This is a genomic window from Rhodococcus sp. NPDC019647, from assembly GCF_044389235.1.
Taxonomy (GTDB): domain Bacteria; phylum Actinomycetota; class Actinomycetes; order Mycobacteriales; family Mycobacteriaceae; genus Rhodococcus_F; species Rhodococcus_F oxybenzonivorans.
Window position 1 is genome coordinate 756,293 of record NZ_JBIRXS010000001.1, and the last position, 23,058, is coordinate 779,350.

Sequence of the window (23,058 nt, forward strand, 5' to 3'; positions counted from 1 at the left end):
TCCCCTTTCAGACTTCGCGCGACACTTCATCGAACTTCCCGGTGAAGCGCCGAGCGCAGCATTGCACCGCGAATATCCGCGGACGAAGCGAGGAACATGCGTCGCATGGCCGACAACGTCGCGGCCGGATGTGCACGGTCGGACAGATAGGCAGCCTGCACATGCGCGGGAAGATCGAAAAAATGCTCGAAGAATTCCGGTACCGATTCCGGGTTGAGCTGGAGGAGTGCGCGTAGCCCGATCGACCGCAGCGAGGCCACGGTTCGTGCCCTCCAGGGCCACAGCCGATCCGAAGTGCCCTCCACGAGGTCGCGGGTCAGGGCGTCCGCGCAACTGAGGGACGCGGCAACGCTGTAACCGGTGCCCGGATGCATCAAGCCTGCGCGGGCGCCGAAACGCACCTGCCCCGATCCCGCCGTACGGCTGGCGTCGTGGGGCGGTTCGACCGCGAACCGGACGCGTTCCACGTCGGAGCGTGACGGAACGGAAACTCCGCGGTGTCGCAGCCGCCGGTGGAGCCTTGTCGCGAGCTCCGACATCGGCAGAGCCGGACGACCGACGAGACATGTTTCCTCGAGGAGGAACCGATCGGCGGACAGCGGCACGGCGTAGAGAAAGGACGGCGAATCTGACGACGAGGTGCCGTTGTCGGTGCGCCAGTCCATGAACAGGGCGTGCTCGCCGTCCAGAGCGCCGGCGGCCGTGCCCATGTCGACTACAACGCCGTACGCGGTCTGCTGGGCCAGGTCGGGGCTGTCTCCGGTGCCGCGCGCGTCCACCACGACGCGCGCTGCCACGGTCGTCCCGTCACCGAGGAACACGGCAGTGGGGGAGAGGTCGACGGCTCTACCTGCGATTACGGTCGCTGTTCCGTCTGACAGTATTGACTGCAGCATTGGTGTATTCAAGACACAATAGGTGCGACTTATCGACTGTCGGCGTGTAGTCCATGCCGTCGGGAGCTGGGTCCGGGTAGCGATCGCTGCTTCCGGCAACCAGTGGGGGAGCTCGTCCTTCCACGCGCCGTAGGTCGCGGTCCAACTACGCCGGGGGTGGGGGTCGATCGCCACCACGGCGAGGCCACGGAGTGCGGCCCGGTGGGCGAGTGCGCGGCCGGCAGGGCCGAGCCCGACGATCGCGACGTCCCAGTTCGGCGGATGTGATGCAGCTGCCACGATGACCAGCTTTTCACGAACACCGCGGTAGAGGTGCTTCCGAGTCCGGCCAGGACGGAACTGCAGTATTTTCCGAATTCAGGTAGTTGTGCGGTGTAGATGCGGGGCAGTAGTGACCCCCTTCCAGCATCACTGCACCCCACGTACATCACCGGTCCGAAAGGCCACTGCCGGTGCCGAACCTGAATTGGGGGAGGCCGAACGCCCCACGCGCTGCACTGCCGGCGGGGTAGGGGAGTCGGCAGTGCAGTAGTCGCGCCGCCGCGATAGCCGGCCCTTTGCGCTTCCCGGGCGTCGGCACGGCGAGCGCAAGAAGACATTCCCGCGGAGGTAACTCCGTGGGATCCACAATATGACTCGGAATGGGACGGAACACCGGAATATCCCGAATTTATTTCATGGTCCGTTATTCCTGAAGCATCGTCATCACCCTCAGAACCCCGTTTCCGACTCGACGTACTACCGCCAGCACCAGCACAAGACAGCCGCCCAGGTCTGCCCGCGCGGGCGGAGTCGATCTGCACTCGGAGATGTGGGGACTGCGATCGGCCTACGCCGTGCGGCCCTACGGAATGCTGACGTCGTGGGGGAGATGCACCGGCACCGATCTGATGGGCTACATCGAGCCGGTAGCGAGGAGACCGCCGTCGACGCGGACGGTTTCACCGGTGATCCAGGCTGCGGCAGGTGAGACTAGAAATGCTACGAGGGCCGCGACGTCTTCGGGTGTGCCGAGCCGCTTCATCGGATAGCCGGCGGATACCTGCTCTTCGCCGGCGGCGACGAGCGCGGTGGCGAACTGCGTTTTGACGATTCCCGGCGCCACGGCGTTGACGCGGATACCGGGCCCGAGTTGCCACGCGAGTTCTTCGGTGAGCCGGATGAGCGCAGCCTTGGACGCGCCATACGCAGCGATTACGTCGGTGGAACGAATGCCCGCGACGCTGGCGAGCAGCTCTGCCGCGATCGCCTTGCCGATTCCCCGGCTCGCGCCCGTCACGAGGGCGGTGAGTCCGTGTAGATCCGCCGAGGAGTTCACTCCTGTGTCCGTAGCCATGGGCGAACGTTAGCGGAATCACTGGTACGCGTGTTCTAGCTGGGTAGAAGCTCGAGGTAAAATCGGGGGTTCGTGCGTTCTGTGCGCGTATTTCTCATCGAAATGTGAGCTTTTCCTAGGAGTCTTGTTGATCACCGCTACCGACCTGGAAGTTCGAGCCGGAGTGCGGACGTTGCTGTCTGCGCCCGGGCCGGCCTTGCGGGTGCAGCCCGGCGACCGGATCGGTCTGGTCGGCCGTAACGGTGCCGGTAAGACGACGACGCTTCGCATCCTCGCCGGGGAGGGCGAACCCTACGCCGGTTCCGTCGTCCGGACCGGCGACCTCGGTTACCTCCCGCAGGATCCCAAGGAGGGCGATCTCGACGTTCTCGCGAAAGATCGCGTTCTGTCGGCGCGGGGCCTCGATGCGTTGCTGCGTGACATGGAGAAGCAGCAGATTCTGATGGCCGAAGTGGTCGACGACGCCGAACGGGATAAAGCCGTGCGCAAGTACGGGAATCTCGAGGAACGGTTCTCCGCGCTGGGCGGATACGAAGCGGAGAGTGAAGCAGCGCGTATCTGCAACAGTCTCGGTCTCGCCGACCGCATCCTCGGCCAGCAGCTGCACACCCTGTCGGGCGGGCAACGCCGCCGTGTCGAGTTGGCCCGGATTCTGTTCGCGGCCTCGGATGGCAGCGGCGGACGGTCGGACACGACGCTTCTGCTCGACGAGCCGACCAACCACCTCGACGCCGATTCCATCACGTGGCTGCGCGGGTTCCTGCAGAGCCACGAGGGTGGACTGATCGTGATCAGCCACGATGTCGAACTGCTCAACGACGTCGTCAACCGGGTGTGGTTCCTCGACGCCGTGCGCGGTGAGGCAGACGTCTACAACATGACCTGGAAGAAGTATCTCGACGCGCGGGCCACGGACGAGCAGCGTCGGCGCCGTGAGCGGGCCAATGCCGAGAAGAAGGCCGGTGCCCTGCGCGCTCAGGCCGCGAAGCTGGGCGCGAAAGCCACGAAGGCCGTTGCTGCGCAGAACATGGCGAAGCGTGCCGACAAGATGATGTCCGAGCTCGATGCCGAACGGGTTTCCGACAAGGTTGCTCGCATTCGGTTCCCCGAACCCGCTGCCTGCGGGAAGACGCCGTTGATGGCGGAGAACCTGACCAAGGTCTACGGTTCCCTCGAGATTTTCACCGGAGTGGATCTCGCGATCGACCGGGGCTCCCGCGTGGTGGTCCTGGGCCTCAACGGTGCCGGTAAGACCACGTTGCTGCGCATTCTGGGTGGCGTCGAGACACCGGACGCCGGCGGTCTCGTCCCCGGGCACGGCTTGAAGATCGGGTATTTCGCGCAGGAGCACGACACACTCGACGACAATGCCTCGGTGTGGGAGAACATCCGCCACGCGGCGCCCGACACGGGGGAGCAGGAGCTGCGTTCGCTGCTCGGGGCGTTCATGTTCACCGGTCCGCAGCTCGAGCAGCCCGCAGGCACGTTGTCCGGTGGTGAGAAGACCCGTCTCGCGTTGGCGGGTCTGGTGTCGTCGTCGGCGAATGTGCTGCTGCTCGACGAGCCCACCAACAACCTCGATCCGGTGTCGCGCGAGCAGGTTTTGGATGCCCTGCGCAGCTACACGGGCGCTGTGGTGCTGGTGACACACGACCCGGGTGCGGCGGAGGCGCTCGACCCGGAACGGGTCATCCTGCTACCGGATGGCACCGAAGACCACTGGTCTCAGGAGTATCTGGAACTGATCCAGCTCGCCTGACGTGCGTTGATCCCGTCGCGGCGACGTTCTACCGTGGAAGCCACCACCGTCGCTCGTCGACTGGAGGAATTCATGGCTGACATCGGTGTTTTCGCCAAGAGTGCTCGCATCACGGGGTCGCCCCGCGCCGATCTGCAGGCGGAGTTGAAGGATCGGTACCAGGCCGGTGCGAGTATTCGCTCGCTCGCCCGGGAGATGGGACGTTCGTACGGGTTTGTACGGAACATGCTCGCCGAGTCGCATGTAGAGCTTCGGGGGAGGGGTGGAGCTCACCGCCGCCCGACCTGAGGGCTCCTGGGGTTCAGTCCCGGCGCCGGACCGATTCCTCGACGAGGTCGAGGACGGCGGAGAGATTGTCGCCTGCCTGTCCCGACGCGATTCGCGCGACCAGTCCGTCGAGAACGAGATCCAGATATCCGATCAGGACGTCGGTGGGCACGTCGTCACGCAGACGTCCGGCCGACTTCTGCCGTGCGAGGCGCGCGATCGTGGCCTCGGTCAGTTCAGCTGAGCGCTGTGACCAACTTCGGCGGAAATCGGCGTCGTTGCGCAGGCGGCGGGCGATCTCGAGCCGGGTGCCGAGCCAGTCGAACTGGTCGGGTTGAGCGAGCATGTCGCGCATGACCTGAACGAGGCCCTCTTGCGCGACGACGTCGGCCATCCTCGTTGCGTCCTCGTGTGCGAGCGCGAGGAACAATCCGTCCTTGTCCTTGAAGTGGTGGAAGATCGCTCCGCGCGACAGGCCGGTCACTTCTTCGAGCCTGCGGACCGTGGCACCGTCGTAACCGTATTCCGCAAAGCATCGGCGGGCGCCGTCCAGAATCTGACTGCGCCGTGCCGCGAGATGGTCTTCACTGACCTTGGGCACAGGCACCCTTCCTTCGTTTGGGTGCCTGTGAGCACTTTCGGCCGTGGGCGAGGTTACTCACGTCGTGCGCAAAGCGCTCACGACCACTCCGTCGGCAAGACGGTCGACTATCGGTGGTCGTGAGCGCTTTGTGCCGGTCTGGGCCGAAAGTGCTCACAGGCGCGGAGCGCCTAGTGCGCCTCAGCTCTTGATCATGTTGCGGAGCACGTACTGCAGGATGCCGCCGTTGCGGTAGTAGTCGGCCTCACCGGGGGTGTCGATACGAACGACAGCGTCGAAGACGACCTTTTCGCCGTTCTCACGGGTTGCCGTGACCTTGACGGTCTTCGGCGTGACACCCTCGTTGAGCTTCTCGACGCCTTCGATGTCGAAGACCTCGGTGCCGTTCAGCTTCAGCGACGCGGCGGACTCGCCGGCCGGGAACTGCAGCGGAACGACGCCCATGCCGATGAGGTTGGAGCGGTGGATGCGCTCGAACGACTCGGTGATGACGGCCTTGACGCCGAGGAGGCTGGTGCCCTTGGCCGCCCAGTCACGTGACGATCCGGAGCCGTACTCCTTGCCGCCCAGGACGACGAGTGGGATACCCGCGGCCTGGTAGTTCTGCGACGCGTCGTAGATGAAGGCCTGCGGTCCACCGTCTTGGGTGAAGTCGCGGGTGTAGCCACCGGAGACGTCGTCGAGGAGCTGGTTGCGCAGACGGATGTTCGCGAACGTTCCGCGAATCATGACCTCGTGGTTGCCGCGACGCGAACCGTAGGAGTTGTAGTCCTTACGGTCGATGCCGTTCGCGTCGAGGTACTGCGACGCCGGCGTTCCCGCCTTGATGTTGCCGGCAGGGGAGATGTGGTCCGTGGTGACCGAGTCGCCCAGGAGCGCGAGGACGCGGGCGCCCTTGATGTCGCTGACCGGGGTCGGCTCCTTCGGCATTCCGTCGAAGTACGGTGGCTTCCGCACGTAGGTGGAATCCTCGGCCCACTCGAAGGTCTTGCCTTCGGGGGTAGGCAGACCACGCCAGCGCTCGTCGCCCTTGAAGACGTCGGCGTAACCCTTGACGTACATCTCCTGGCTGATCGAGGAGTTGATCGTCTCCTGGATCTCCTGCGGGGAGGGCCAGATGTCCTTCAGGAACACGTCGTTGCCGTCGGTGTCCTGACCGAGGGCGTCGTGCTCGAAGTCGAAGTCCATGGTGCCTGCCAGCGCGTAGGCGATGACCAGCGGGGGAGACGCGAGGTAGTTCATCTTCACGTCGGGGGAGATGCGTCCCTCGAAGTTGCGGTTACCGGACAGCACGGCTGTCGCCGTCAGGTCGTTGTCCTGGATGGCCTGCGAGATCTGCTCGTCGAGCGGTCCGGAGTTACCGATGCAGGTGGCGCAGCCGTAGCCGACCAGGAAGAAGCCGAGCTTCTCGAGGTACGGCCACAGGCCCGACTTGTTGTAGTAGTCGGTGACGACCTGCGAACCGGGGGCCATGGACGTCTTGACCCAAGGCTTGGCGGACAGCCCCTTCTCGACGGCGTTGCGGGCGAGCAGTGCCGCACCGAGCATGACCGACGGGTTGGAGGTGTTGGTGCACGAGGTGATCGAGGCGATCACGACGGCACCGTGGTCGAGGACGAATTCGCCCTTCTCCTCGGAGACGACCTTGATCGGCTTGCTCGGACGTCCCTGGGACCCGTTGGCTGCGGATTGCACGTCGACGGCACCGTCGTCGGCAAACGACAGGGCGGCGGGGTCGCTCGCGGGGAACGACTCCTCGACGGCCTCGTCGAGCTGCGAGTGGCCCGTGGGGTAGTTCTCCTCCACGTAGTTGTGGATGTCCTTGCGGAACGCAGTCTTCGACTCCGACAACAGGATCCGGTCCTGCGGGCGCTTCGGGCCGGCGATGGACGGGACGACGTCACCGAGGTCGAGTTCGAGGTACTCGGAGTACTCGGGCTCACGGTCGGCGTCGTGCCACAGGCCCTGTTCCTTGGCGTAAGCCTCGACGAGCGCGAGCTGCTCGTCGGTGCGGCCGGTGAGACGGAGGTAGCTGACGGTCTCGGCGTCGATCGGGAAGATCGCGGCGGTGGAACCGAACTCCGGGCTCATGTTGCCCAGAGTTGCGCGGTTGGCGAGGGGAACCTCGGCCACACCCTTGCCGTAGAACTCGACGAACTTGCCGACGACGCCGTGCTTGCGCAGCATGTCGGTGACAGTGAGAACCACGTCGGTGGCGGTGACGCCCGGCTTGATCTCACCGGTCAGCTTGAAGCCGACGACGCGCGGGATCAGCATCGACACGGGCTGGCCCAGCATGGCCGCCTCGGCCTCGATGCCGCCGACGCCCCAGCCCAGCACGCCCAGGCCGTTGACCATGGTGGTGTGCGAGTCGGTACCGACGCAGGTGTCGGGGTACGCCTGGCCGTTCCGGACCATGACGGTGCGTGCCAGGTGCTCGATGTTGACCTGGTGGACGATGCCCGTTCCCGGGGGGACGACCTTGAAGTCGTCGAATGCGCCCTGACCCCAGCGCAGGAACTGGTAGCGCTCACCATTGCGCTGGTATTCGATGTCGACGTTGCGCTCGAAGGCGTCGGCGCGGCCTGCGACGTCGATGATGACCGAGTGGTCGATGACCATCTCGGCGGGCGCAAGGGGGTTCACCTTGTCGGGGTCGCCGCCGAGTGCGGTGACCGCTTCGCGCATGGTGGCGAGGTCCACGATGCAGGGAACGCCGGTGAAGTCCTGCATGATCACGCGGGCAGGCGTGAACTGGATCTCGACGTTCGGCTCAGCCGACGGGTCCCAGCTCGCGATGGCGCGGATGTGGTCGGCGGTGATGTTCGCGCCGTCTTCGGTACGAAGCAGGTTCTCGGCGAGAACCTTCAGTGCATAGGGAAGTTTTTCGGTACCGGGCACGGCCGAGAGGCGGAAGATCTCGTAGGAGTTCTCACCGACCTCGAGGGTGCCTTTGGCGCCGAACGAATCAATACTCGTGCTCACGTCAGCTCCACTCGTCTATGAGGGTCGCCGCCGACGGGGCTGTGTCGACGGCTGGAGGCACTGCGGGCAGGCTGATCCGGGCGCGCTGTGGTGCTAGCGATGAACGGACTCGGCTGATACCGCGGTACCTCCGATAGTCTAACAGTACGCTTGTCCTGTGAGAATTCGGGGCGGGAAAACTCCCGTCACCTCCCGATCTCAGCAGACACCGCCGAGCCGTGCAGCCGGATGGAACGAAACATCGCCCTGTCCTCACGTAGTGTTCACGCGAGGCTCCACGTTCCTACAGCAAACCCGGATGAGAGATGTCTGCCCCAGTCGCCACCGTGCTTCCCTCCAGTGCCGCATTTCCCGCTCCGACGGCTCTGCCGTTGTCAGCGGATCTTCCGGAAGACCTCGATGTGGCGGACGTGGTCACCGATGTGTCCGATGACGGTGTCTCGGCGCCGGCCGACGAAGTGAGGGACCTCGTCGCTGTCGTCGATCGTGCCGCCGATCACGGCATCGAGCTGAGCATCGTGGTTCTGGACGAGGATCCGGAACGCGTCTCGCAACTACGCGACCTCGCAACCGAGGTCGGTCAGGAAGAAGGCGGCACCGTTCTCGTTCTGAGTCCTAGCTGGGTCGGAACGTACAGCGACTCGATCAGCCGGGTCTTGCTCGAATCAGGCCAGGACCGCACCTATACCAGCGACTCGGTGGTGGCGGCCGATCAATTCGTGGACGAGATCGTCGCGCCCGGACCGCCGTGGGCGCTGATGACGGCACTGATCGTGGCCGTTGTCGCTGTCGCCGCGGCAGCGACGTTCTACGCGAAATCACGCCGGCGCGCCTCGCCGGACTCGGCGCCGCGGGACCGAAGTGGCGCCGCCGCGTCGACGTCCGCACCTGTAGAGCATCCGAAACCGTGACCGACGCATAGATTCACCTGTTCGCGGCGGTGCATTCGATCCGCTTCGGCCTCGATCGTCTCTGCCTGCACCGATGGCCGACAGCAGCCCCCGATCGCGTTCTTTCCACATTTCCGCTGGTCAAATTACCCATGTGTTATTTGTGACTAAAGTTTCCATAGAGTCCGCAAGTGTCGTACGGTGCATTTGGCGCTCTTGGGGAAGAAGTGTCGCAGGCGGTGCATTGACGTCATTGGTGACGGCAATTTTCGTGTCGATCGGTGTCGTCCGAGTCACGGAAACGATGTGGCTTGCCGGATCTCCTTCCCCCCAACGAGCACGGCGCGGCGCGCCACTTCGCGTGGAGCGCGGTTGCGTGTTCGGTGCAGAACCGAGGGAGAGAGTTGTGAAGCGACAAGCACGAGGTGGACTGGGGCACCGTGGCTTCTCCCGCAGGCGACATCGAGCTGTACGCCTCCTCATCGGGCTGGGCATCGTCGCGGCGCTGGTGGGAAGCACTCCGGGCTTGGCGGCCGCTGTTCCTCCTCCGCCGCCCAATCCGTCCGATTCCGACCTCGCCCAGGCCGGCGCTCGAGTAGCCGCGGGCGTCGGGCAGGTGAGCGATCTCATCAACCGGGTGGCTTCTGCCGACCAGCAACTCGCCCAGCTCGACAACGAGGTGGCGATCAAACGGGAAGACGTCAATCGCGCTCTCGTGGATTTGCAGAACGCGCGTGGTGCCGCCGACCTTGCGGCGCGGGTCGTCGGGGCGTCACAGCAGGCACTGCGGGACGCGGGCGCGCAGATCGAGCTCGCCCAGAAGGACTTCGACAAGTACGCCCGATCGAGCTACACCCAGGGCACCAACGTCTCGTCGATCTCGACCTATCTCGGGGCGAAGGGGCCCGGCGACGTCCTGGACCGTGCACAGGTGTTGAAGCTTCTGGCGGCGAGCCAGAACGCCGTACTCGAAGGACTGCAGAGGGCGCGGACGGAGCAGGCGAACAGGGACTCCTCGGCCCGCGAGGCGAAGCAGCAGGCGGATGTCGCAGCCAAGCAGGCCGAGGCGAAGAAGTCACTCGCCGAGCAGGCCATCGCCATCGCCCGGGCGGCCTTGCAAGATCAGGCAGCCAAGAAGGCGCAGATCGAAAGCGAACGAGCATCCGCGCAGGCCCAGCTGGAAGCGGCTCGCGGCAACGTCACGGGACTGCAAGGCCAGCGTGAGGCCTACGCGGCGTGGGACGAGCAGCGGCGGGCCGAGGAAGCTCAGAGGGCAGCTGTCGCCGCGGCGGCCCGTGAGGCGGCCGCGCAGGCCGCCGCCCGGGTGGCGGCCAACGAAGCGGCGCGCGAACGCGCAGCGGCCCTCGCCGCCGGTCAGCGGGCGCATACCGCCATCGAGGAGGACTCGACCGAGGAAGGCGAGGACTACTCCGCCGACGACGAGACGTCGACCGGCGAGTACGACGAAGAGACCACGACTGACGAGTCCGACAGCGAGTCGTCGAACAGTGGCTCCGGCCTTACCGGCAGCGCCGCGATCGAGACGGTGATCGACCGGGGACTTTCCCAGATCGGTGTCGAGTACGCGTGGGGCGGCGGCGACGAGAACGGGCCGACCAAAGGCATTCGCGACGGGGGTGTCGCCGACAGTTACGGCGATTTCAACAAGGTGGGTTTCGACTGCTCGGGTCTGATGATCTATGCCTTCGCGGGCATCGGGATTTCACTGCCGCACTACACGGGGTATCAGTACACGGCCGGTGAACAGGTGCCCTCGGAGGAGATGCAGCGCGGCGACATGATCTTCTACGGCCCCAACGCCAGTCAGCACGTCGCCCTGTACCTCGGTGACAACGAAATGCTCGAGGCTCCGCAGTCCGGATCCACCGTCCGGATTTCGCCCGTGCGGTGGGATGGCATGACCCCCTACGCTGTGCGTATGGTCTCGTAAGCCATGGTGTCGACGAAGTAGTTCGCAGTGCGGATCGTGCTTGGTTGCGGCGGGGGTTGCTTGCACCTGGAATAGTTGAGCAAGTACGTGAACGGGCGGAACGATCTAGGTGAAAGCGGTGGATTCTTGGTGACCTCACGTGATGATGCGGTATCGGAGGGCGCAGCCCGGAAGGAGACGCTCGCGAAGGCGTCGCCGGACGGAGTGAAGAATGGTGGCGCGGCCAACGGGTCGGGCCCTCAGTCCCCTCCCGGCGCGGCGAGTGCATCCGTGCAGAACGCCGCCCCGAAGACTGCGGCAAACGCCGTCGCGCCCAGCCTCGCTGCGGACGTTCAGACGTTGGAACGCGCGATCTATGAGGTCAAGCGGGTGATCGTGGGTCAGGACCGGTTGGTGGAACGGATCCTCGTCGGTCTGCTCGCCAAGGGGCATGTGCTCCTCGAAGGTGTGCCGGGAGTCGCGAAGACGCTCGCCGTCGAGACGTTCGCGAAGGTGGTCGGCGGTTCCTTCTCGCGCGTCCAGTTCACGCCCGACCTCGTGCCCACCGACCTCATCGGTACGCGCATCTACCGGCAGGGCCGGGAGGAGTTCGACACCGAACTCGGTCCGGTCGTCGCCAATTTCGTACTCGCCGACGAGATCAACCGGGCGCCCGCGAAGGTGCAGTCGGCCCTTCTCGAGGTCATGGCGGAGCGGCACGTCTCGATCGGTGGCAAGCGGTACCACATGCCGGACCCGTTCCTGGTGATGGCCACCCAGAACCCGATCGAGAACGAGGGTGTCTATCCGCTGCCGGAGGCGCAGCGCGACCGGTTCCTGTTCAAGATTCTCGTCGACTACCCCTCGGTGGAGGAAGAGCGAGAAATCGTCTACCGCATGGGTGTCGCGGCGCCGGAGCCGCAACAGGTACTCGATCCCGAGGAATTGGTCCGTCTGCAGAAGGTGGCCAGTGGTGTGTTCGTGCATCATGCGCTCGTCGACTACGTCGTCCGGGTGATCGCGGCCACCCGTACCCCGGCACAGTTCGGCCTCGCCGATGTCGACGGCTGGATCGCGTACGGAGCTTCGCCCCGTGCCACTCTCGGCATCATCTCGTCGGCGCGCGCACTGGCACTTCTGCGGGGGCGTGACTACGTCGTGCCGCAGGATGTCCTGGAGGTCATTCCGGACGTGCTGCGTCACCGCCTCGTTCTGTCCTACGACGCCCTGGCGGACGAGGTGTCCCCGGACGACGTCATCTCACGGGTTCTGCAGACCGTGGGGCTCCCGCAGATCGCCGCTCAGCCCACTGCGCAGGTCGCTCCGGCCGGGCATCCCGGACCCGGTCCGGTTGCGTCGGTGCCCGGACCGACGGCAATGAGCCAGCCACGGTGAGTGCGCGTACTGCCGGCGCGCAGAGCGCCGGCCCACCGCCGTCCTTTCGTTCCGGCGAGCTGCGCGACCCGAAACTGTCCGCCGCGCTGCGAACGTTGGAGCTGACCGTTCGTCGACGCCTCGACGGGGTGCTGCACGGGGATCATCTCGGTCTGATTCCCGGGCCGGGCTCCGAGCCGGGTGATGCCCGCGAATACCAGCCCGGCGACGACGTCCGCCAGATGGACTGGTCGGTCACGGCGCGGACCACGCATCCGCATGTTCGCCAGTCGGTGGCCGACCGGGAACTCGAGACGTGGATGGTGATCGACCTGTCCTCGAGCCTCGACTTCGGCACGGCCGGTTGCGAGAAACGGGACCTCGCCGTGGCCGCTGCTGCGGCTGTCACCCACTTGACCAGTGGTGGGGGCAACCGGGTCGGTGCCATCGTGGCCACCGGTGCACAGACCACCCGCATCCCTGCGCGCGGTGGCCGCATTCACGCCCAGGCCATGTTGCGGCAGATCGCGACCACCCCGCACGCCCCGGACGGTGTCCGGGGCGACTTGCAGAGCGCGGTGGAGTCGCTGCGCCGGCCTCAGCGGCGCCGGGGCCTCGCCGTCGTCATCAGCGACTTTCTGGGGCCGATCGACTGGGAACGGTCACTGCGGGCAATCTCGGGTCGCCATGACGTCCTCGGCGTGGAGGTGCTCGATCCGCGCGATCTGGAACTACCCGACATAGGGGATGTAGTGCTGCACGATCCGGAGTCCGGACGGACCCGCGAATTCTCGATCACACCGCAGCTGCGCGCCGATTTCGCGCGGGCCGCGGAAGAACATCGCCTGCAGGTGCAGCAATCGTTGCGACGTTGCGGCGCACCGGTGCTCAGTCTGCGGACGGACCGGGACTGGATCGCGGACGTCGTCCGGTTCGTCTCGGCGCGTAAGCACAGTTTCGGAACCGCGACGACGCAGAGGGCTCGCCGGTGAGCCTTTCTCAATTCACCTCGCCCTGGTGGTTGCTCTTCCTCCTCGTCGTGGCTGCGTTGGTGGCCGGGTACGTGTGGGTGCAGCGGCAACGGCACAAGCACACCCTGCGGTTCACGAACTTCGCGTTGCTCGAGAAGGTGGCGCCGTCCAGACCGGGCCGCATTCGCCACGTTCCGGCGTTGCTGATGGTGCTGGCGCTGGTGTTCTTCAGCGTCGCGCTCGCCGGACCCACCGAGGACAAACGGGTTCCGCGTAACCGGGCCACCGTGATTCTCGTCATCGACGTCTCGCTCTCGATGAAGGCAACCGATGTGGAACCGACCCGGTTGGCCGCCGCCCAGGATGCGGCGAAGTCGTTCGCCGACGGCCTGACCCCGGGCATCAACCTGGGTCTCGTCGCCTTCGCGGGTACGGCGTCGGTGCTCGTCTCGCCGACGACAAATCGGGAAGCGACAAAGGTTGCCATCGACAATCTGCAGTTGAGTGAGCGCACCGCGACGGGGGAGGCGATCTTCACGTCGCTGCAGTCGATCGAGACGTTGGCAGCGGTGCTCGGCGGCAGCGATCAGGCCCCACCGGCCCGCATTGTGCTGCTGTCGGACGGTAAGCAGACGGTGCCCGAGAATCCGGACGATCCCCGCGGCGGATTCACTGCGGCGCGCCAGGCCAAGGAGAAGGACGTACCGATTTCGACCATCTCCTTCGGGACCAGCTACGGCAAGGTCGAGATCGAGGACGAGCGGATTCCGGTGCCGGTCGACGACCCGTCTCTGCGGGAGATCGCTTCCCTGTCCGGGGGAAGTTTCTTCACCGCGTCCAGCCTCGAGGAGTTGCGTGACGTCTACGACACCCTCGAGGAACAGATCGGATTCGAGACCACCCGTGGCGATGCCAGCCGGCCCTGGCTGGTGCTCGGGGTCCTGTCGGCGACCGCCGGGCTGATCCTTGCACTTGTTCTGCGTCAACGCCTGCCCTGACGTTCCATTCGGACCGGCGTTTTCTTCCAGCGATGTTCGAACAGATAGGTTGTTCCCCATGTCTAACCCAGAATCTACTGACTCGTCGGTAAGGACGGTGTCCTCTCCTCGCTCGGTGCTGGTCACCGGCGGTAACCGTGGGATCGGTCTCGCCGTCGCGCAGCGTCTCGCGGCGGACGGCCACAAGGTCGCCGTCACGCACCGCGGTTCGGGTGCGCCCGACGGGCTCTTCGCCGTCCAGTGCGACGTCACCGACGCCGAGTCGATCGACCGCGCCTTCAAGGAAGTGGAGGAGCATCAGGGTCCGGTAGAGGTACTGGTCGCGAACGCGGGGATCACGGACGACACCCTCATCATGCGGATGTCGGAGGAGCAGTTCACGAGCGTCGTGGACGCCAACCTCACCGGGGCATTCCGGGTCGCCAAGCGGGCTACCCGGTCGATGCTGCGGGCGCGTTGGGGCCGTTTCGTGTTCCTGGGTTCCGTCGTCGGTCTCGCGGGCGGACCCGGCCAGGTGAACTATGCGGCCTCCAAGGCCGGTGTGGTCGGCATCGCGCGGTCCCTCACCCGCGAGTTGGGTTCTCGATCGATCACCGCGAACGTGGTCGCCCCGGGGTTCATCGACACCGACATGACGGCAGCGATGGAGGACAAGTACCGGGACATGGCCGTGCAGGCTATCCCGCTGCAGCGCGTCGGCCAGCCGGAGGACGTGGCCGCGGTGGTCAGCTTCCTGGCGTCCGACGATTCGGCCTACGTGTCCGGCGCGGTCATCCCCGTCGACGGCGGCCTGGGCATGGGTCACTGACCCACCCACTTCACTTCCCGGACTTTTCCTACAGGAGGACACCTCATGGGCGGATTGCTCGAAGGTAAGACCATTCTCGTCACCGGCATCATCACCGACGCGTCCATCGCCTTTCACGTGGCGAAGGTGGCGCAGGAGCAGGGCGCGAAGGTGATCATCACCGGGTTCGACCGTCTCCGGTTGATCGACCGCATCGCGCAGCGCCTGCCGCAGCCGGTGCCGCCGGCCATCGAACTGAACGTGCAGGACCCCGCACATCTCGAGTCGCTCGCCGACCGGGTTCGCGAACTCGCCCCGGAGGGTATCGACGGTGTGGTGCACTCCATCGCCTTTGCGCCGCGGTCCTGCCTGGGCAGCCCGTTCTTCGATGCACCGTGGTCGGACGTCGGGGTCGCTTTCGAGGTGTCCGCCTACTCGTACGCGTCGGTGGCCAAAGCGCTGCTTCCTGTGCTGAACGACGGTGCTTCGATCGTCGGCATGGATTTCGACCCGGCGCGCGCCGTGCCGTTCTACAACTGGATGGGTGTGGCGAAGGCGACGCTCGAGTCGGTCAACCGCTATGTGGCCAAGGAGGTGGGCGAGCGCGGGATTCGCTCCAACCTGGTCGCCGCAGGACCGATCAAGACGCTCGCCGCCAAAGCGATCGCCGGCACCGCCACCGGACCGGCCGAAGAGATGAACAAGCTGAACACCGCCTGGTCCGAGCGGGCGCCGATCGGCTGGAACGTCGACGATCCGGAGCCGGTCGCGAAGACCGTGTGCACCGTCCTGTCCGACTGGCTGCCCGGCACCACGGCGTCGATCATCTACGTCGACGGCGGCGCCCACGCGATGGCCGGGTAGCAGGACCCGCAGTAAGGATCACCGACGGCAGCGCGCAGGATTGGCACCATGGTCCAGAAACGGGAAACACAGTTCGATGCCCTTCTCGTGTTGTCGTTCGGCGGTCCCGAGAAGCCTGAGGACGTGCGACCCTTCCTCGAGAATGTGACCCGGGGAAGGGGAGTGCCGCCGGAGCGGCTCGACGCGGTGGCCGAGCACTACCTTCACTTCGGCGGTGTGTCGCCGATCAACGCGCTCAATCGCGACATCATCGCCCGGGTCGAGGCGGCACTGTCCGATGCCGGTGTCGATCTGCCCGTCTATTTCGGGAACCGCAACTGGCATCCGATGGTCGAGGACACGGTGGCGCAGATGGCCGCGGACGGTGTCCGGTCGGCATTGGTGTTTCCCACGTCGGCGTGGGGCGGGTATTCGGGTTGCCGTCAGTATCACGAGGACATCGCACGGGCGCGCGCCGCCTTCGGGGACGCGGCACCTCACTTGGTGAAACTGCGCCAGTACTACGACCATCCCCTCCTGATCGACGCGTTCGCCGATGCGGTGCGGGAGGCGACCACGCAGCTTCCGGCCGAAACCCGCGCCGGCGCCCGTCTGGTCTTCACGGCGCATTCGGTACCTGCCGCCGCGGATGCCAACGCCGGCCCTCCCGACGAGGGCGGCAATCTGTACAGCAGGCAGGTGGCCGAGGCGGCGCGCCTGATCGCGCACGCCGCCGACTTCGGCGACTTCGACCTGGTGTGGCAGTCCCGGTCCGGCCCACCCCAGGTGCCGTGGCTCGAGCCGGATATTTGTGATCACCTCGAGGCTCTGGCCGCCCAGGAAGTGCGTTCGGTCATCAATTGCCCCGTGGGTTTCGTCTCGGACCATCTCGAGGTCGTGTGGGACCTCGACACCGAGGCCCGCGAGAAGGCTGCCGACGTGGGTATCGACTTCGTGCGCGCGGCCACTCCGGGTACGGATCCTTGTTTCGCCGAACTCGTGCTGGAGCTGATGGGCGAGCACCTCGACGGTAGACCGGCCCGGCGTCTCGGTACCGAACCGCTCCTCGGTTCTACTGCCGACGGCAGGTCCTGTGCTGCCGACTGCTGCAAGGCCGTGGTCAGGCCGGCCGGGCGTCCCGCGCACACGCATTGATTGCGGCGGTTCGGGCCGAACGCACGGCGGAACGCAGTGGGCGAAGCAGGTCCTCGAGGGAGGCTGCGGCCGATGCGGTGACGGTCCGGGCCGGCGCCATCTGCTCGGCGACGGTGAGGATGGCGGCCACCTGATCCGCGGAGTCCAGGATTCGGAGGGCGCGGGCCGGGATGGTGGCCGGGTACCGGTGCAGCGCCGACTCGGCCAACGCATCCGCGATGAGGGCACGCGGGTCGGCGCCGAAGCCGGAATCGAGCATGTGCAGGGTTTCGAGCGCTGCCGCGGCGTCGCGCACCGTTTCCCGCATGGTGAACTCGGCCTCGCCGAGACCGGTGTGATGAGCGTCGACGGGAAGCTGTTCGAGGCAGGAGACGGTCCAGCGCAGCACGTCGGGTCCTTCCACGTGGGGTACCAGACCCGTTCCGGGACGGCCCTGGGGCCCGATGAGGATGCCTTCGCCGGCACTGACCGCTGCGGCCGCGAAGGTGGTTCCTGCGGGAATGCCGCGCACATCGCCCGGGCCGGGTAGAACGAGCCGGATCTCGGTGTCCGGCTCGGAGATGGCGCGGCGGATCGTCTGCAACAACGCCGCGGCACCCCGGTCCTGCGGGTCGGGCCAGGGCAGGCCGGTGCGGCCGGCCGTCACATGGTCACCCGCGCAGACCAGATGCATCGGCGCCCACGCATGCAGAGCGTCGATGACGTCGTCGGGTGCACTGTTCCCGGCGAGCCAGGCACTGGCCCACACGGTGAGAGTGGCGCTGGGTGAAGTCACGATAAACGAGCATATGTCGGCGTGGCGGGGTGTGTGTAACGGCACCTCTGGCATAGCGTCAGCGCCCGTGAGCGGAGGCGACAGATACGGCGACATCTTTTCCGGACACCCGCGGACCAGGAAGTCGGTGACGCCCACGGTGGCCGCCGAACGCGATCTGGTGGTCGAGGACGCGGGCACCGGGTTCTGCGGGGCGGTGGTGGGGTTCGAGCGAACCTACGACGGTGACTTCGTCCGGCTGGAGGACGGAGCGCGGCGTACCCGGTTGTTCGCGATGCGCGAAGCCGCCTTCCTGATCGACGGGAAGCCGGTCACGTTGGTGCGGCCCGCGGCGAAACCGGCCGGGCCCGCGCGAACGAGGTCCGCATCGGGATCGACCAAAGTCGAAGGGCTGCGGGCCCGCACCGCGCTGGCCAGCCGGATCTGGGTGGAGGGCGTCCACGACGCGGCACTCGTCGAGCGGGTGTGGGGCCACGACCTGCGCGTCGAGGGTGTCGTCGTCGAGCATCTCGAGGGCTTGGACAATCTCGCGGAACGGCTGGCAGAGTTCCGGCCCGGGCCCGGCCGGCGTGTCGGCGTTCTGGTCGACCATCTGGTGACCGGGTCGAAGGAAACACAGCTGACGAAGGGACTCGGCCCGAATGTGCTCGTGACGGGGCATCCCTTCATCGACGTGTGGGAGGCGGTGCGCCCCAGCGCGGTCGGGATCGAGGCATGGCCGAAGATCCCGCGCGGTGAGGACTGGAAGACCGGGGTGTGCCGCGAGCTGGGCTGGGGCACGCCGCGCGACGGCTGGCGTCGGGTCTATTCGGCGGTCGACAGTTTCCGTGACCTCGAAGCCCCGCTGATCGGGGCGGTCGAACAGCTGGTCGACTTCGTCACCGCCTCACACCCGGGTTCTGGTTAGATGGTGTTGTGGCTGCATTGATTTGGCTGGTAGCGGGTGTCCTGCTCGCTGCAGCGGAAGCATTGACGGGGGACTTCTTCCTCCTCATGCTGGCCGGGGGTGCTCTCGCCACGGCGGGGGTCACCGCAGTCACCGACTTCCCGGTGTGGGTCGATGCGGTGTTGTTCGGCGTTCTGTCTCTCGTGCTGATCCTCGGAGTGCGGCCGGTGTTGTTGCGTAAGTTCGCGACCCCGCCGTCGACGCCGATGGGGATCGAGGCGCTCACCGGAAAACAGGCGCTGGTTCTCGAGGAAGTCGCGGAGCACGCGGGACAGATCAAGCTCGGCGGTGACGTGTGGACTGCGCGGCCGCTCGACAGCACCGAGGTATATCCACCGGGAACGACCGTGACGGTGATGCAAATAGACGGCGCTACCGCCGTCGTGTGGAGGGGACCGTAGATGGCAGCACTCATCGTGTTGGTCGTGCTCGTATTGTTCGTCGCCCTGGTGGTGGCCAAATCGGTGGCACTGGTGCCGCAGGCCGAGGCCGCAGTGATCGAGCGGCTCGGCCGGTATTCGAGGACGGTGTCGGGACAGCTGACGTTCCTCATCCCGTTCGCGGACCGCATCCGGGCCAAGGTGGATCTGCGCGAGCGCGTGGTGTCGTTCCCGCCGCAGCCGGTGATCACCCAGGACAACCTGACCCTGTCCATCGACACGGTGGTGTACTTCCAGGTCACCAACCCGCAGGCCGCGGTGTACGAGATCAGCAACTACATCGTCGGTGTCGAGCAGTTGACCACCACCACGCTCCGCAACGTCGTCGGTGGCATGACTCTGGAAGAGACGCTGACGTCGCGGGACTCGATCAACGGGCAGCTACGGGGTGTGCTCGACGAGGCCACCGGCCGGTGGGGGCTTCGGGTCGCCCGAGTCGAGCTCAAGAGTATCGATCCGCCACCCTCGATTCAGGAGTCGATGGAAAAGCAGATGAAGGCGGACCGCGAGAAGCGGGCCACCATTCTGACCGCCGAGGGACACCGTGAGTCGGCCATCAAGACCGCCGAGGGCGACAAGCAGTCCCGCATCCTCGCCGCGGAGGGCGCCAAGCAGGCGTCGATCCTCACCGCCGAGGGGGAGCGGCAGTCCCGGATCTTGCGCGCCCAGGGTGAACGTGCGGCCAAATACCTTCAGGCGCAGGGTCAGGCGAAGGCCATCGAGAAGGTGTTCGCCGCGATCAAGGCGGGCAAACCGACCCCCGAGCTGCTTGCATACCAGTATCTGCAGACGCTGCCGCAGATGGCGCAGGGCGACGCGAACAAGGTGTGGTTGGTGCCCAGCGACTTCGGTGACGCGCTCAAGGGATTCGCGAAGACCCTCGGAGCTCAGGGCCAGGACGGCGTGTTCCGGTACGAGCCGTCCACGGCGGACGAGGATCTACCGAAGCCGGAGGACGACTCCGACGAGGTCGCCGAGTGGTTCGAAACCAAGTCCGACCCAGCCATTGCCCAGGCGGTGCGCGCCGCAGAGGTGGAGGCGCGTCAGCCCGTCGACGGTCCGCTCACGAAGATTGGTGGGGCCGAGGAACATTCGCTCGGGTCGAGTGCGGCGCCGGGACAGCTTCCGCCGCCGGTGCCGCCGCAGGATCGGTGACGTCGGGCGGACCGGACCCCGGGGTGTCGCTCAGCCCGATGCGGGCATGCACCCACCGCAGCGGGCGCGGCGCCCACCAGTTCAGGTCGCCGGCGATCTGCATGAACGCCGGTACCAGGACACCGCGGATCAGTGTGGCATCCACGATGATGGCGAGCGCGGTGCCGATCCCGAACATCTGCATGAAGGTCAGACCGGTGGAGAACGACAGCAGCGTCACGGTGAGCAGTGCCGCCGCGCTGCTGACGATGCGACCGACGCGGCCGAGTCCCTCGATGGTCGCTTCGGTGGTATTCGCGCCGGCGTCGTGGGCTTCCTTGATGCGGCTGAGTAGAAAGATTTCATAGTCCACGGACAGCGCGAAGGCGATGCAGCACAACAGCACCACCATGCCGATGTTCAATGGGGCGGGTGTCGCGCCGGTGAGCCAGGCGAGGTGGCCGTCCTGGAAAACCCACACCATCGCACCCACGACGGCCGACAGGGTGAATACGTTGAGCACCAACGCCTTCAGCGGCAGGATGACGCTTCCGGTGAACAAGAACAACAGCACGAAAGTCGCGACCGCCATCAGACCGATGGCCAGGGGTAGCCGGTCCATGATGGCGGTGCGGCTGTCGATGAGCGTGGCGGTGGGTCCGCCTACCGCAAGGTGGTCTCCGGTTACCGCGGGCAGCTCTCTGATCGCGCGGACCAGGTCCTGGGCGGCGTCCGACTGGGCGCCGACCGCGGGCTGCACGAGCAGGAAACCGGCCTCTCCCGCCGCGAACCGAGCGCTCTCAGGTCCCGGGCCGAGGACGAGATTCCCCTCCTCGTAGCGGCCGAATACGCCGTCTACTCGGGTGACGTCGGTCATGGTGGAGATCTCCCGGGCGAGTGGCTCAAGGGACGTTCCGTCCTGCGGGGTTGTCACCGTCACGGCGTCGGCGCCGCCGGCGGAATAGTTCTCTCGGATGTCGACGGTGACCTGGCGGGTCGCCGACCCGCTGGGCAGGGCGCGCTCGTCGGGTGTCGCATACTGCGCGTGGAGGAACGGGATTCCCAGCACCAGCAGGAGTGCGACGACGGGAAGCGCTGTTCGCACCGGTCTACGGGTGACGGCAGCCGCGGTTCGCCGCCAGAACAGCGAGTCGGACGCCGGTGTCTTCTTTCGTCGGAGCACCGTCAGCCGGTCTACCCGGGTTCCGAGCACAGCCAGAAGCGCGGGTAACACCACGACGGCGCCCAACGCCGCGACGGCGACCACCGCCATCGCGGCCAGACCGACTGATCGCAGGAAGTAGGTGGGGAACACCAGCATTCCGGTCATCGCGACCATGACTGTCGCGGCGCTGAACACGATGGTGCGCCCGGCCGTCGTCACCGTGTCGACGACCGCTTTCTGCGGATCGCTGCCGGCGGCTCGTTCTTCACGAAACCGAGAGACCAGGAGCAATCCGAAGTCGATCGCCAGGCCCAGCCCGAACGCGGTGGCCACGGTGAGCGCGTACACCGAGACATCGGTGATCTGGGCGAGGCCGAAAAGCACCACCATCGTCACGAGAATCGAGATGACACCCAGGGTCAACGGCAGGAGCGCGGCCACCACGCTGCCGAACGCCACCACGAGGAGGACGAGTGTTGCCGGGACGGCGATCGATTCGGCAAGGAGGAGATCGTCGGCGACCTGCTGCTCGATGGCGTCGGCGAGGCCCAGCTTGCCGCCGGCCACCACCTCGATCGCGGGGTCGTCGGAGCGTAATGCCTCGACGAGCGTGTGGGTGCGCCGCGCCGCGTGCTCCGGGTTGCCCCCGACGTGCAGCAGCAACAGGGCCGAGCGTCCGTCGTTGCTGCGGAGCTCGGGGGAATTTGCCACCCAGTAGGAGGCCACTTCGGTGATGCCCGGTTCCGCTGTGATCGACCGCCGCAGTTGTTGTGCCGCTGCGGTGACGTCCGGGGTGTTCACGTCGCCGCTGCGCGCCGTGACCTGCAGCACCAGATTCGGACTCGCGGTGCCGAACTCCGCCTCGAGGAATCGCTCCGCTTGCGCAGACTCGGAGCCCGGGTCGTCGAAACCGCCCACTTTCAGGTGCTCGGACACCCCCGCCCCGAAAATTGCGGACAGTACGAGGAGGGCCACCGCGACAGCCAGGACGCGGCGCGGGAAGGACACGATGAGGGTGGCCAGGCGCCTCAGCACGACGCTACCGCTTCGTCACGGCCGGTCACCGGGGCGTAGCGCCGCAGTAACGGCCGCAGCAGACGGAACAGCTGTTCGGGGGACTGCGTGAGGTAGAAGTGGTCGCCCGCGAGAATCTGTACCTCGCACGGCTGTGTGGTGTGACGGTTCCATGCGTGCAGGTCGTGTTCGTTGACGAGCGGATCGGCGTCCGCCCCGAAGAGATGCATCGGGCATTCGAGCGGTGGGTCACCGGGGTCGACGTAGTTGCAACAGACGCGCAGATCGTCGCGTACCACCGGAAGCCAGTGCCGCACCCAATCGGGCCAGTCCAGGAACTCGGGCGGCACACCACCCACATCGCGGAGGAACTGGATCAAGGTGGTGTCGTCCAGGCTGTCGACCGGCGGGAACGGTGCGGGAAGGTGCGGCGCCCCGTACCCCGACAGCAGCAGGGCCCGGGGCAGAAGACGATGCCGGGATCGACGCCGGCAGGCCAGCCGATAGGCCACGAGCGCGCCCAGGCTGTGTCCGAAGAAGAGATGCGGAACCGTCAGGGCGTCGTCGAGTTCGGACTCCAGGTCGGTGAGGAGTGACTCGAGGTCGACGAATCGAGTTTCTCCGGCGCGACCCTCCCGGCCGGGCAGCTGCACGGGCCACACCGAGGCGTAGGGATGCAGTGCACGATGCCAGGGGCGGTACATCGACGACCCGCCACCGGCGTGATGGAAGCAGAACAGGCGTAGTGCCGCGTCGGCCCCGGGCTGGTCGAGATAGCGGCTGAGCATGGCA

Annotated in this window: 19 protein-coding genes and 1 pseudogene; 13 read left to right on the top strand and 7 right to left on the bottom strand. The window is 66.4% G+C overall.

Translation table 11 applies throughout. The features are described 5' to 3' along the window. Window positions 1-26 precede the first annotated feature (26 nt). Both ACH49N_RS03645 and ACH49N_RS03650 read right to left on the bottom strand, forming a co-directional pair. Window positions 27-1,175: a lycopene cyclase family protein gene (locus ACH49N_RS03645; protein ID WP_358273984.1), complete on the bottom strand. Its 1,149-nt coding sequence runs from the start codon at window positions 1,173-1,175 to the stop codon at window positions 27-29. A gap of 616 nt (window positions 1,176-1,791) precedes the next feature. Further along, window positions 1,792-2,232, bottom strand: a pseudogene (locus ACH49N_RS03650) (SDR family oxidoreductase); the annotation flags it as partial. Between the two features lie 127 nt (window positions 2,233-2,359). Here ACH49N_RS03650 and ACH49N_RS03655 point away from each other — a divergent pair. Beyond that, window positions 2,360-3,991, top strand: a complete 1,632-nt coding sequence (locus tag ACH49N_RS03655) for an ABC-F family ATP-binding cassette domain-containing protein (RefSeq protein WP_109335128.1) — start codon at window positions 2,360-2,362, stop codon at window positions 3,989-3,991. Between the two features lie 72 nt (window positions 3,992-4,063). Beyond that, window positions 4,064-4,279 carry a helix-turn-helix domain-containing protein gene (locus tag ACH49N_RS03660; RefSeq protein WP_109335127.1) on the top strand — a complete coding sequence of 72 codons (216 nt, stop codon included), beginning with the start codon at window positions 4,064-4,066 and terminating at the stop codon, window positions 4,277-4,279. Between the two features lie 13 nt (window positions 4,280-4,292). Here ACH49N_RS03660 and ACH49N_RS03665 read toward each other — a convergent pair whose 3' ends face one another. Both ACH49N_RS03665 and acnA read right to left on the bottom strand, forming a co-directional pair. Next, complete coding sequence (locus tag ACH49N_RS03665) at window positions 4,293-4,859, bottom strand: helix-turn-helix domain-containing protein (protein WP_358273986.1); 567 nt, start codon at window positions 4,857-4,859, stop codon at window positions 4,293-4,295. Window positions 4,860-5,039: 180 nt separating this feature from the next. Beyond that, window positions 5,040-7,844, bottom strand: a complete 2,805-nt coding sequence (gene acnA / locus ACH49N_RS03670) for an aconitate hydratase AcnA (protein WP_159922613.1) — start codon at window positions 7,842-7,844, stop codon at window positions 5,040-5,042. A gap of 305 nt (window positions 7,845-8,149) precedes the next feature. On the opposite strand from acnA, the gene ACH49N_RS03675 reads away from it, so the two are divergent. The 8 genes from ACH49N_RS03675 (at window position 8,150) to ACH49N_RS03710 (ending at window position 16,792) form a co-directional block, all read left to right on the top strand. After that, window positions 8,150-8,755 carry a DUF6676 family protein gene (locus ACH49N_RS03675; protein WP_358273987.1) on the top strand — a complete coding sequence of 202 codons (606 nt, stop codon included), beginning with the start codon at window positions 8,150-8,152 and terminating at the stop codon, window positions 8,753-8,755. A 409-nt stretch (window positions 8,756-9,164) separates the two neighbouring features. After that, the gene (locus ACH49N_RS03680) at window positions 9,165-10,685 is read left to right on the top strand and encodes an NlpC/P60 family protein (RefSeq protein WP_358274161.1); all 1,521 of its coding nucleotides are present in this window, start codon (window positions 9,165-9,167) and stop codon (window positions 10,683-10,685) included. A gap of 204 nt (window positions 10,686-10,889) precedes the next feature. Beyond that, complete coding sequence (locus ACH49N_RS03685) at window positions 10,890-12,059, top strand: MoxR family ATPase (protein ID WP_358274162.1); 1,170 nt, start codon at window positions 10,890-10,892, stop codon at window positions 12,057-12,059. After that, the gene (locus ACH49N_RS03690; RefSeq protein ID WP_159922608.1) at window positions 12,056-13,030 is read left to right on the top strand and encodes a DUF58 domain-containing protein; all 975 of its coding nucleotides are present in this window, start codon (window positions 12,056-12,058) and stop codon (window positions 13,028-13,030) included. Before ACH49N_RS03685 ends, ACH49N_RS03690 begins: the two co-directional genes overlap by 4 nt. Next, window positions 13,027-14,007: a VWA domain-containing protein gene (locus ACH49N_RS03695; RefSeq protein WP_159922606.1), complete on the top strand. Its 981-nt coding sequence runs from the start codon at window positions 13,027-13,029 to the stop codon at window positions 14,005-14,007. Before ACH49N_RS03690 ends, ACH49N_RS03695 begins: the two co-directional genes overlap by 4 nt. A gap of 58 nt (window positions 14,008-14,065) precedes the next feature. Beyond that, complete coding sequence (gene fabG1, locus ACH49N_RS03700; protein ID WP_109330183.1) at window positions 14,066-14,815, top strand: 3-oxoacyl-ACP reductase FabG1; 750 nt, start codon at window positions 14,066-14,068, stop codon at window positions 14,813-14,815. A 45-nt stretch (window positions 14,816-14,860) separates the two neighbouring features. Then, the gene (gene inhA / locus ACH49N_RS03705) at window positions 14,861-15,658 is read left to right on the top strand and encodes an NADH-dependent enoyl-ACP reductase InhA (protein ID WP_358273989.1); all 798 of its coding nucleotides are present in this window, start codon (window positions 14,861-14,863) and stop codon (window positions 15,656-15,658) included. 48 nt (window positions 15,659-15,706) lie between these two features. Then, window positions 15,707-16,792 (top strand): ferrochelatase, encoded by a 1,086-nt coding sequence (locus ACH49N_RS03710; RefSeq protein ID WP_358273991.1) that lies wholly within the window; start codon window positions 15,707-15,709, stop codon window positions 16,790-16,792. Here the strand turns inward: ACH49N_RS03710 and ACH49N_RS03715 are convergent. Beyond that, window positions 16,758-17,567 (bottom strand): hypothetical protein, encoded by an 810-nt coding sequence (locus tag ACH49N_RS03715; RefSeq protein ID WP_358273992.1) that lies wholly within the window; start codon window positions 17,565-17,567, stop codon window positions 16,758-16,760. The genes ACH49N_RS03710 and ACH49N_RS03715 overlap by 35 nt on opposite strands. Window positions 17,568-17,634: 67 nt before the next feature. Between ACH49N_RS03715 and ACH49N_RS03720 the strand changes: the two genes are divergently transcribed. Genes ACH49N_RS03720 through ACH49N_RS03730 form a run of 3 tightly spaced genes read left to right on the top strand, consistent with a single transcriptional unit; the run spans window position 17,635 to window position 20,108 of the window. Continuing rightward, complete coding sequence (locus ACH49N_RS03720) at window positions 17,635-18,474, top strand: DUF3097 domain-containing protein (protein ID WP_317764113.1); 840 nt, start codon at window positions 17,635-17,637, stop codon at window positions 18,472-18,474. Window positions 18,475-18,482: 8 nt separating this feature from the next. Further along, complete coding sequence (locus ACH49N_RS03725; RefSeq protein WP_159922598.1) at window positions 18,483-18,914, top strand: NfeD family protein; 432 nt, start codon at window positions 18,483-18,485, stop codon at window positions 18,912-18,914. Next, window positions 18,915-20,108 (top strand): SPFH domain-containing protein, encoded by a 1,194-nt coding sequence (locus ACH49N_RS03730; RefSeq protein ID WP_159922596.1) that lies wholly within the window; start codon window positions 18,915-18,917, stop codon window positions 20,106-20,108. On the opposite strand, the gene ACH49N_RS03735 is transcribed toward ACH49N_RS03730, so the two are convergent. Both ACH49N_RS03735 and ACH49N_RS03740 read right to left on the bottom strand, forming a co-directional pair. Further along, on the bottom strand, window positions 20,017-22,287 hold the full coding sequence (locus ACH49N_RS03735; RefSeq protein ID WP_358273994.1) for an MMPL family transporter: 2,271 nt from the start codon (window positions 22,285-22,287) through the stop codon (window positions 20,017-20,019). The two genes, ACH49N_RS03730 and ACH49N_RS03735, sit on opposite strands and share 92 nt — an antisense overlap. After that, complete coding sequence (locus ACH49N_RS03740) at window positions 22,281-23,054, bottom strand: alpha/beta fold hydrolase (protein WP_358273995.1); 774 nt, start codon at window positions 23,052-23,054, stop codon at window positions 22,281-22,283. The genes ACH49N_RS03735 and ACH49N_RS03740 overlap by 7 nt, the downstream gene beginning before the upstream one ends. Between the last annotated feature and the right edge of the window lie 4 nt (window positions 23,055-23,058).

Coding starts and splice junctions, on each gene's coding strand:
- ACH49N_RS03660 (WP_109335127.1), top strand. CDS start 4,064: ATGGCTGACATCGGTGTTTTCGCCAAGAGTGCTCGCATCACGGGGTCG.
- ACH49N_RS03675 (WP_358273987.1), top strand. CDS start 8,150: ATGTCTGCCCCAGTCGCCACCGTGCTTCCCTCCAGTGCCGCATTTCCC.
- fabG1 (WP_109330183.1), top strand. CDS start 14,066: ATGTCTAACCCAGAATCTACTGACTCGTCGGTAAGGACGGTGTCCTCT.
- inhA (WP_358273989.1), top strand. CDS start 14,861: ATGGGCGGATTGCTCGAAGGTAAGACCATTCTCGTCACCGGCATCATC.
- ACH49N_RS03710 (WP_358273991.1), top strand. CDS start 15,707: ATGGTCCAGAAACGGGAAACACAGTTCGATGCCCTTCTCGTGTTGTCG.
- ACH49N_RS03730 (WP_159922596.1), top strand. CDS start 18,915: ATGGCAGCACTCATCGTGTTGGTCGTGCTCGTATTGTTCGTCGCCCTG.
- ACH49N_RS03740 (WP_358273995.1), bottom strand. CDS start 23,054: ATGCTCAGCCGCTATCTCGACCAGCCCGGGGCCGACGCGGCACTACGC.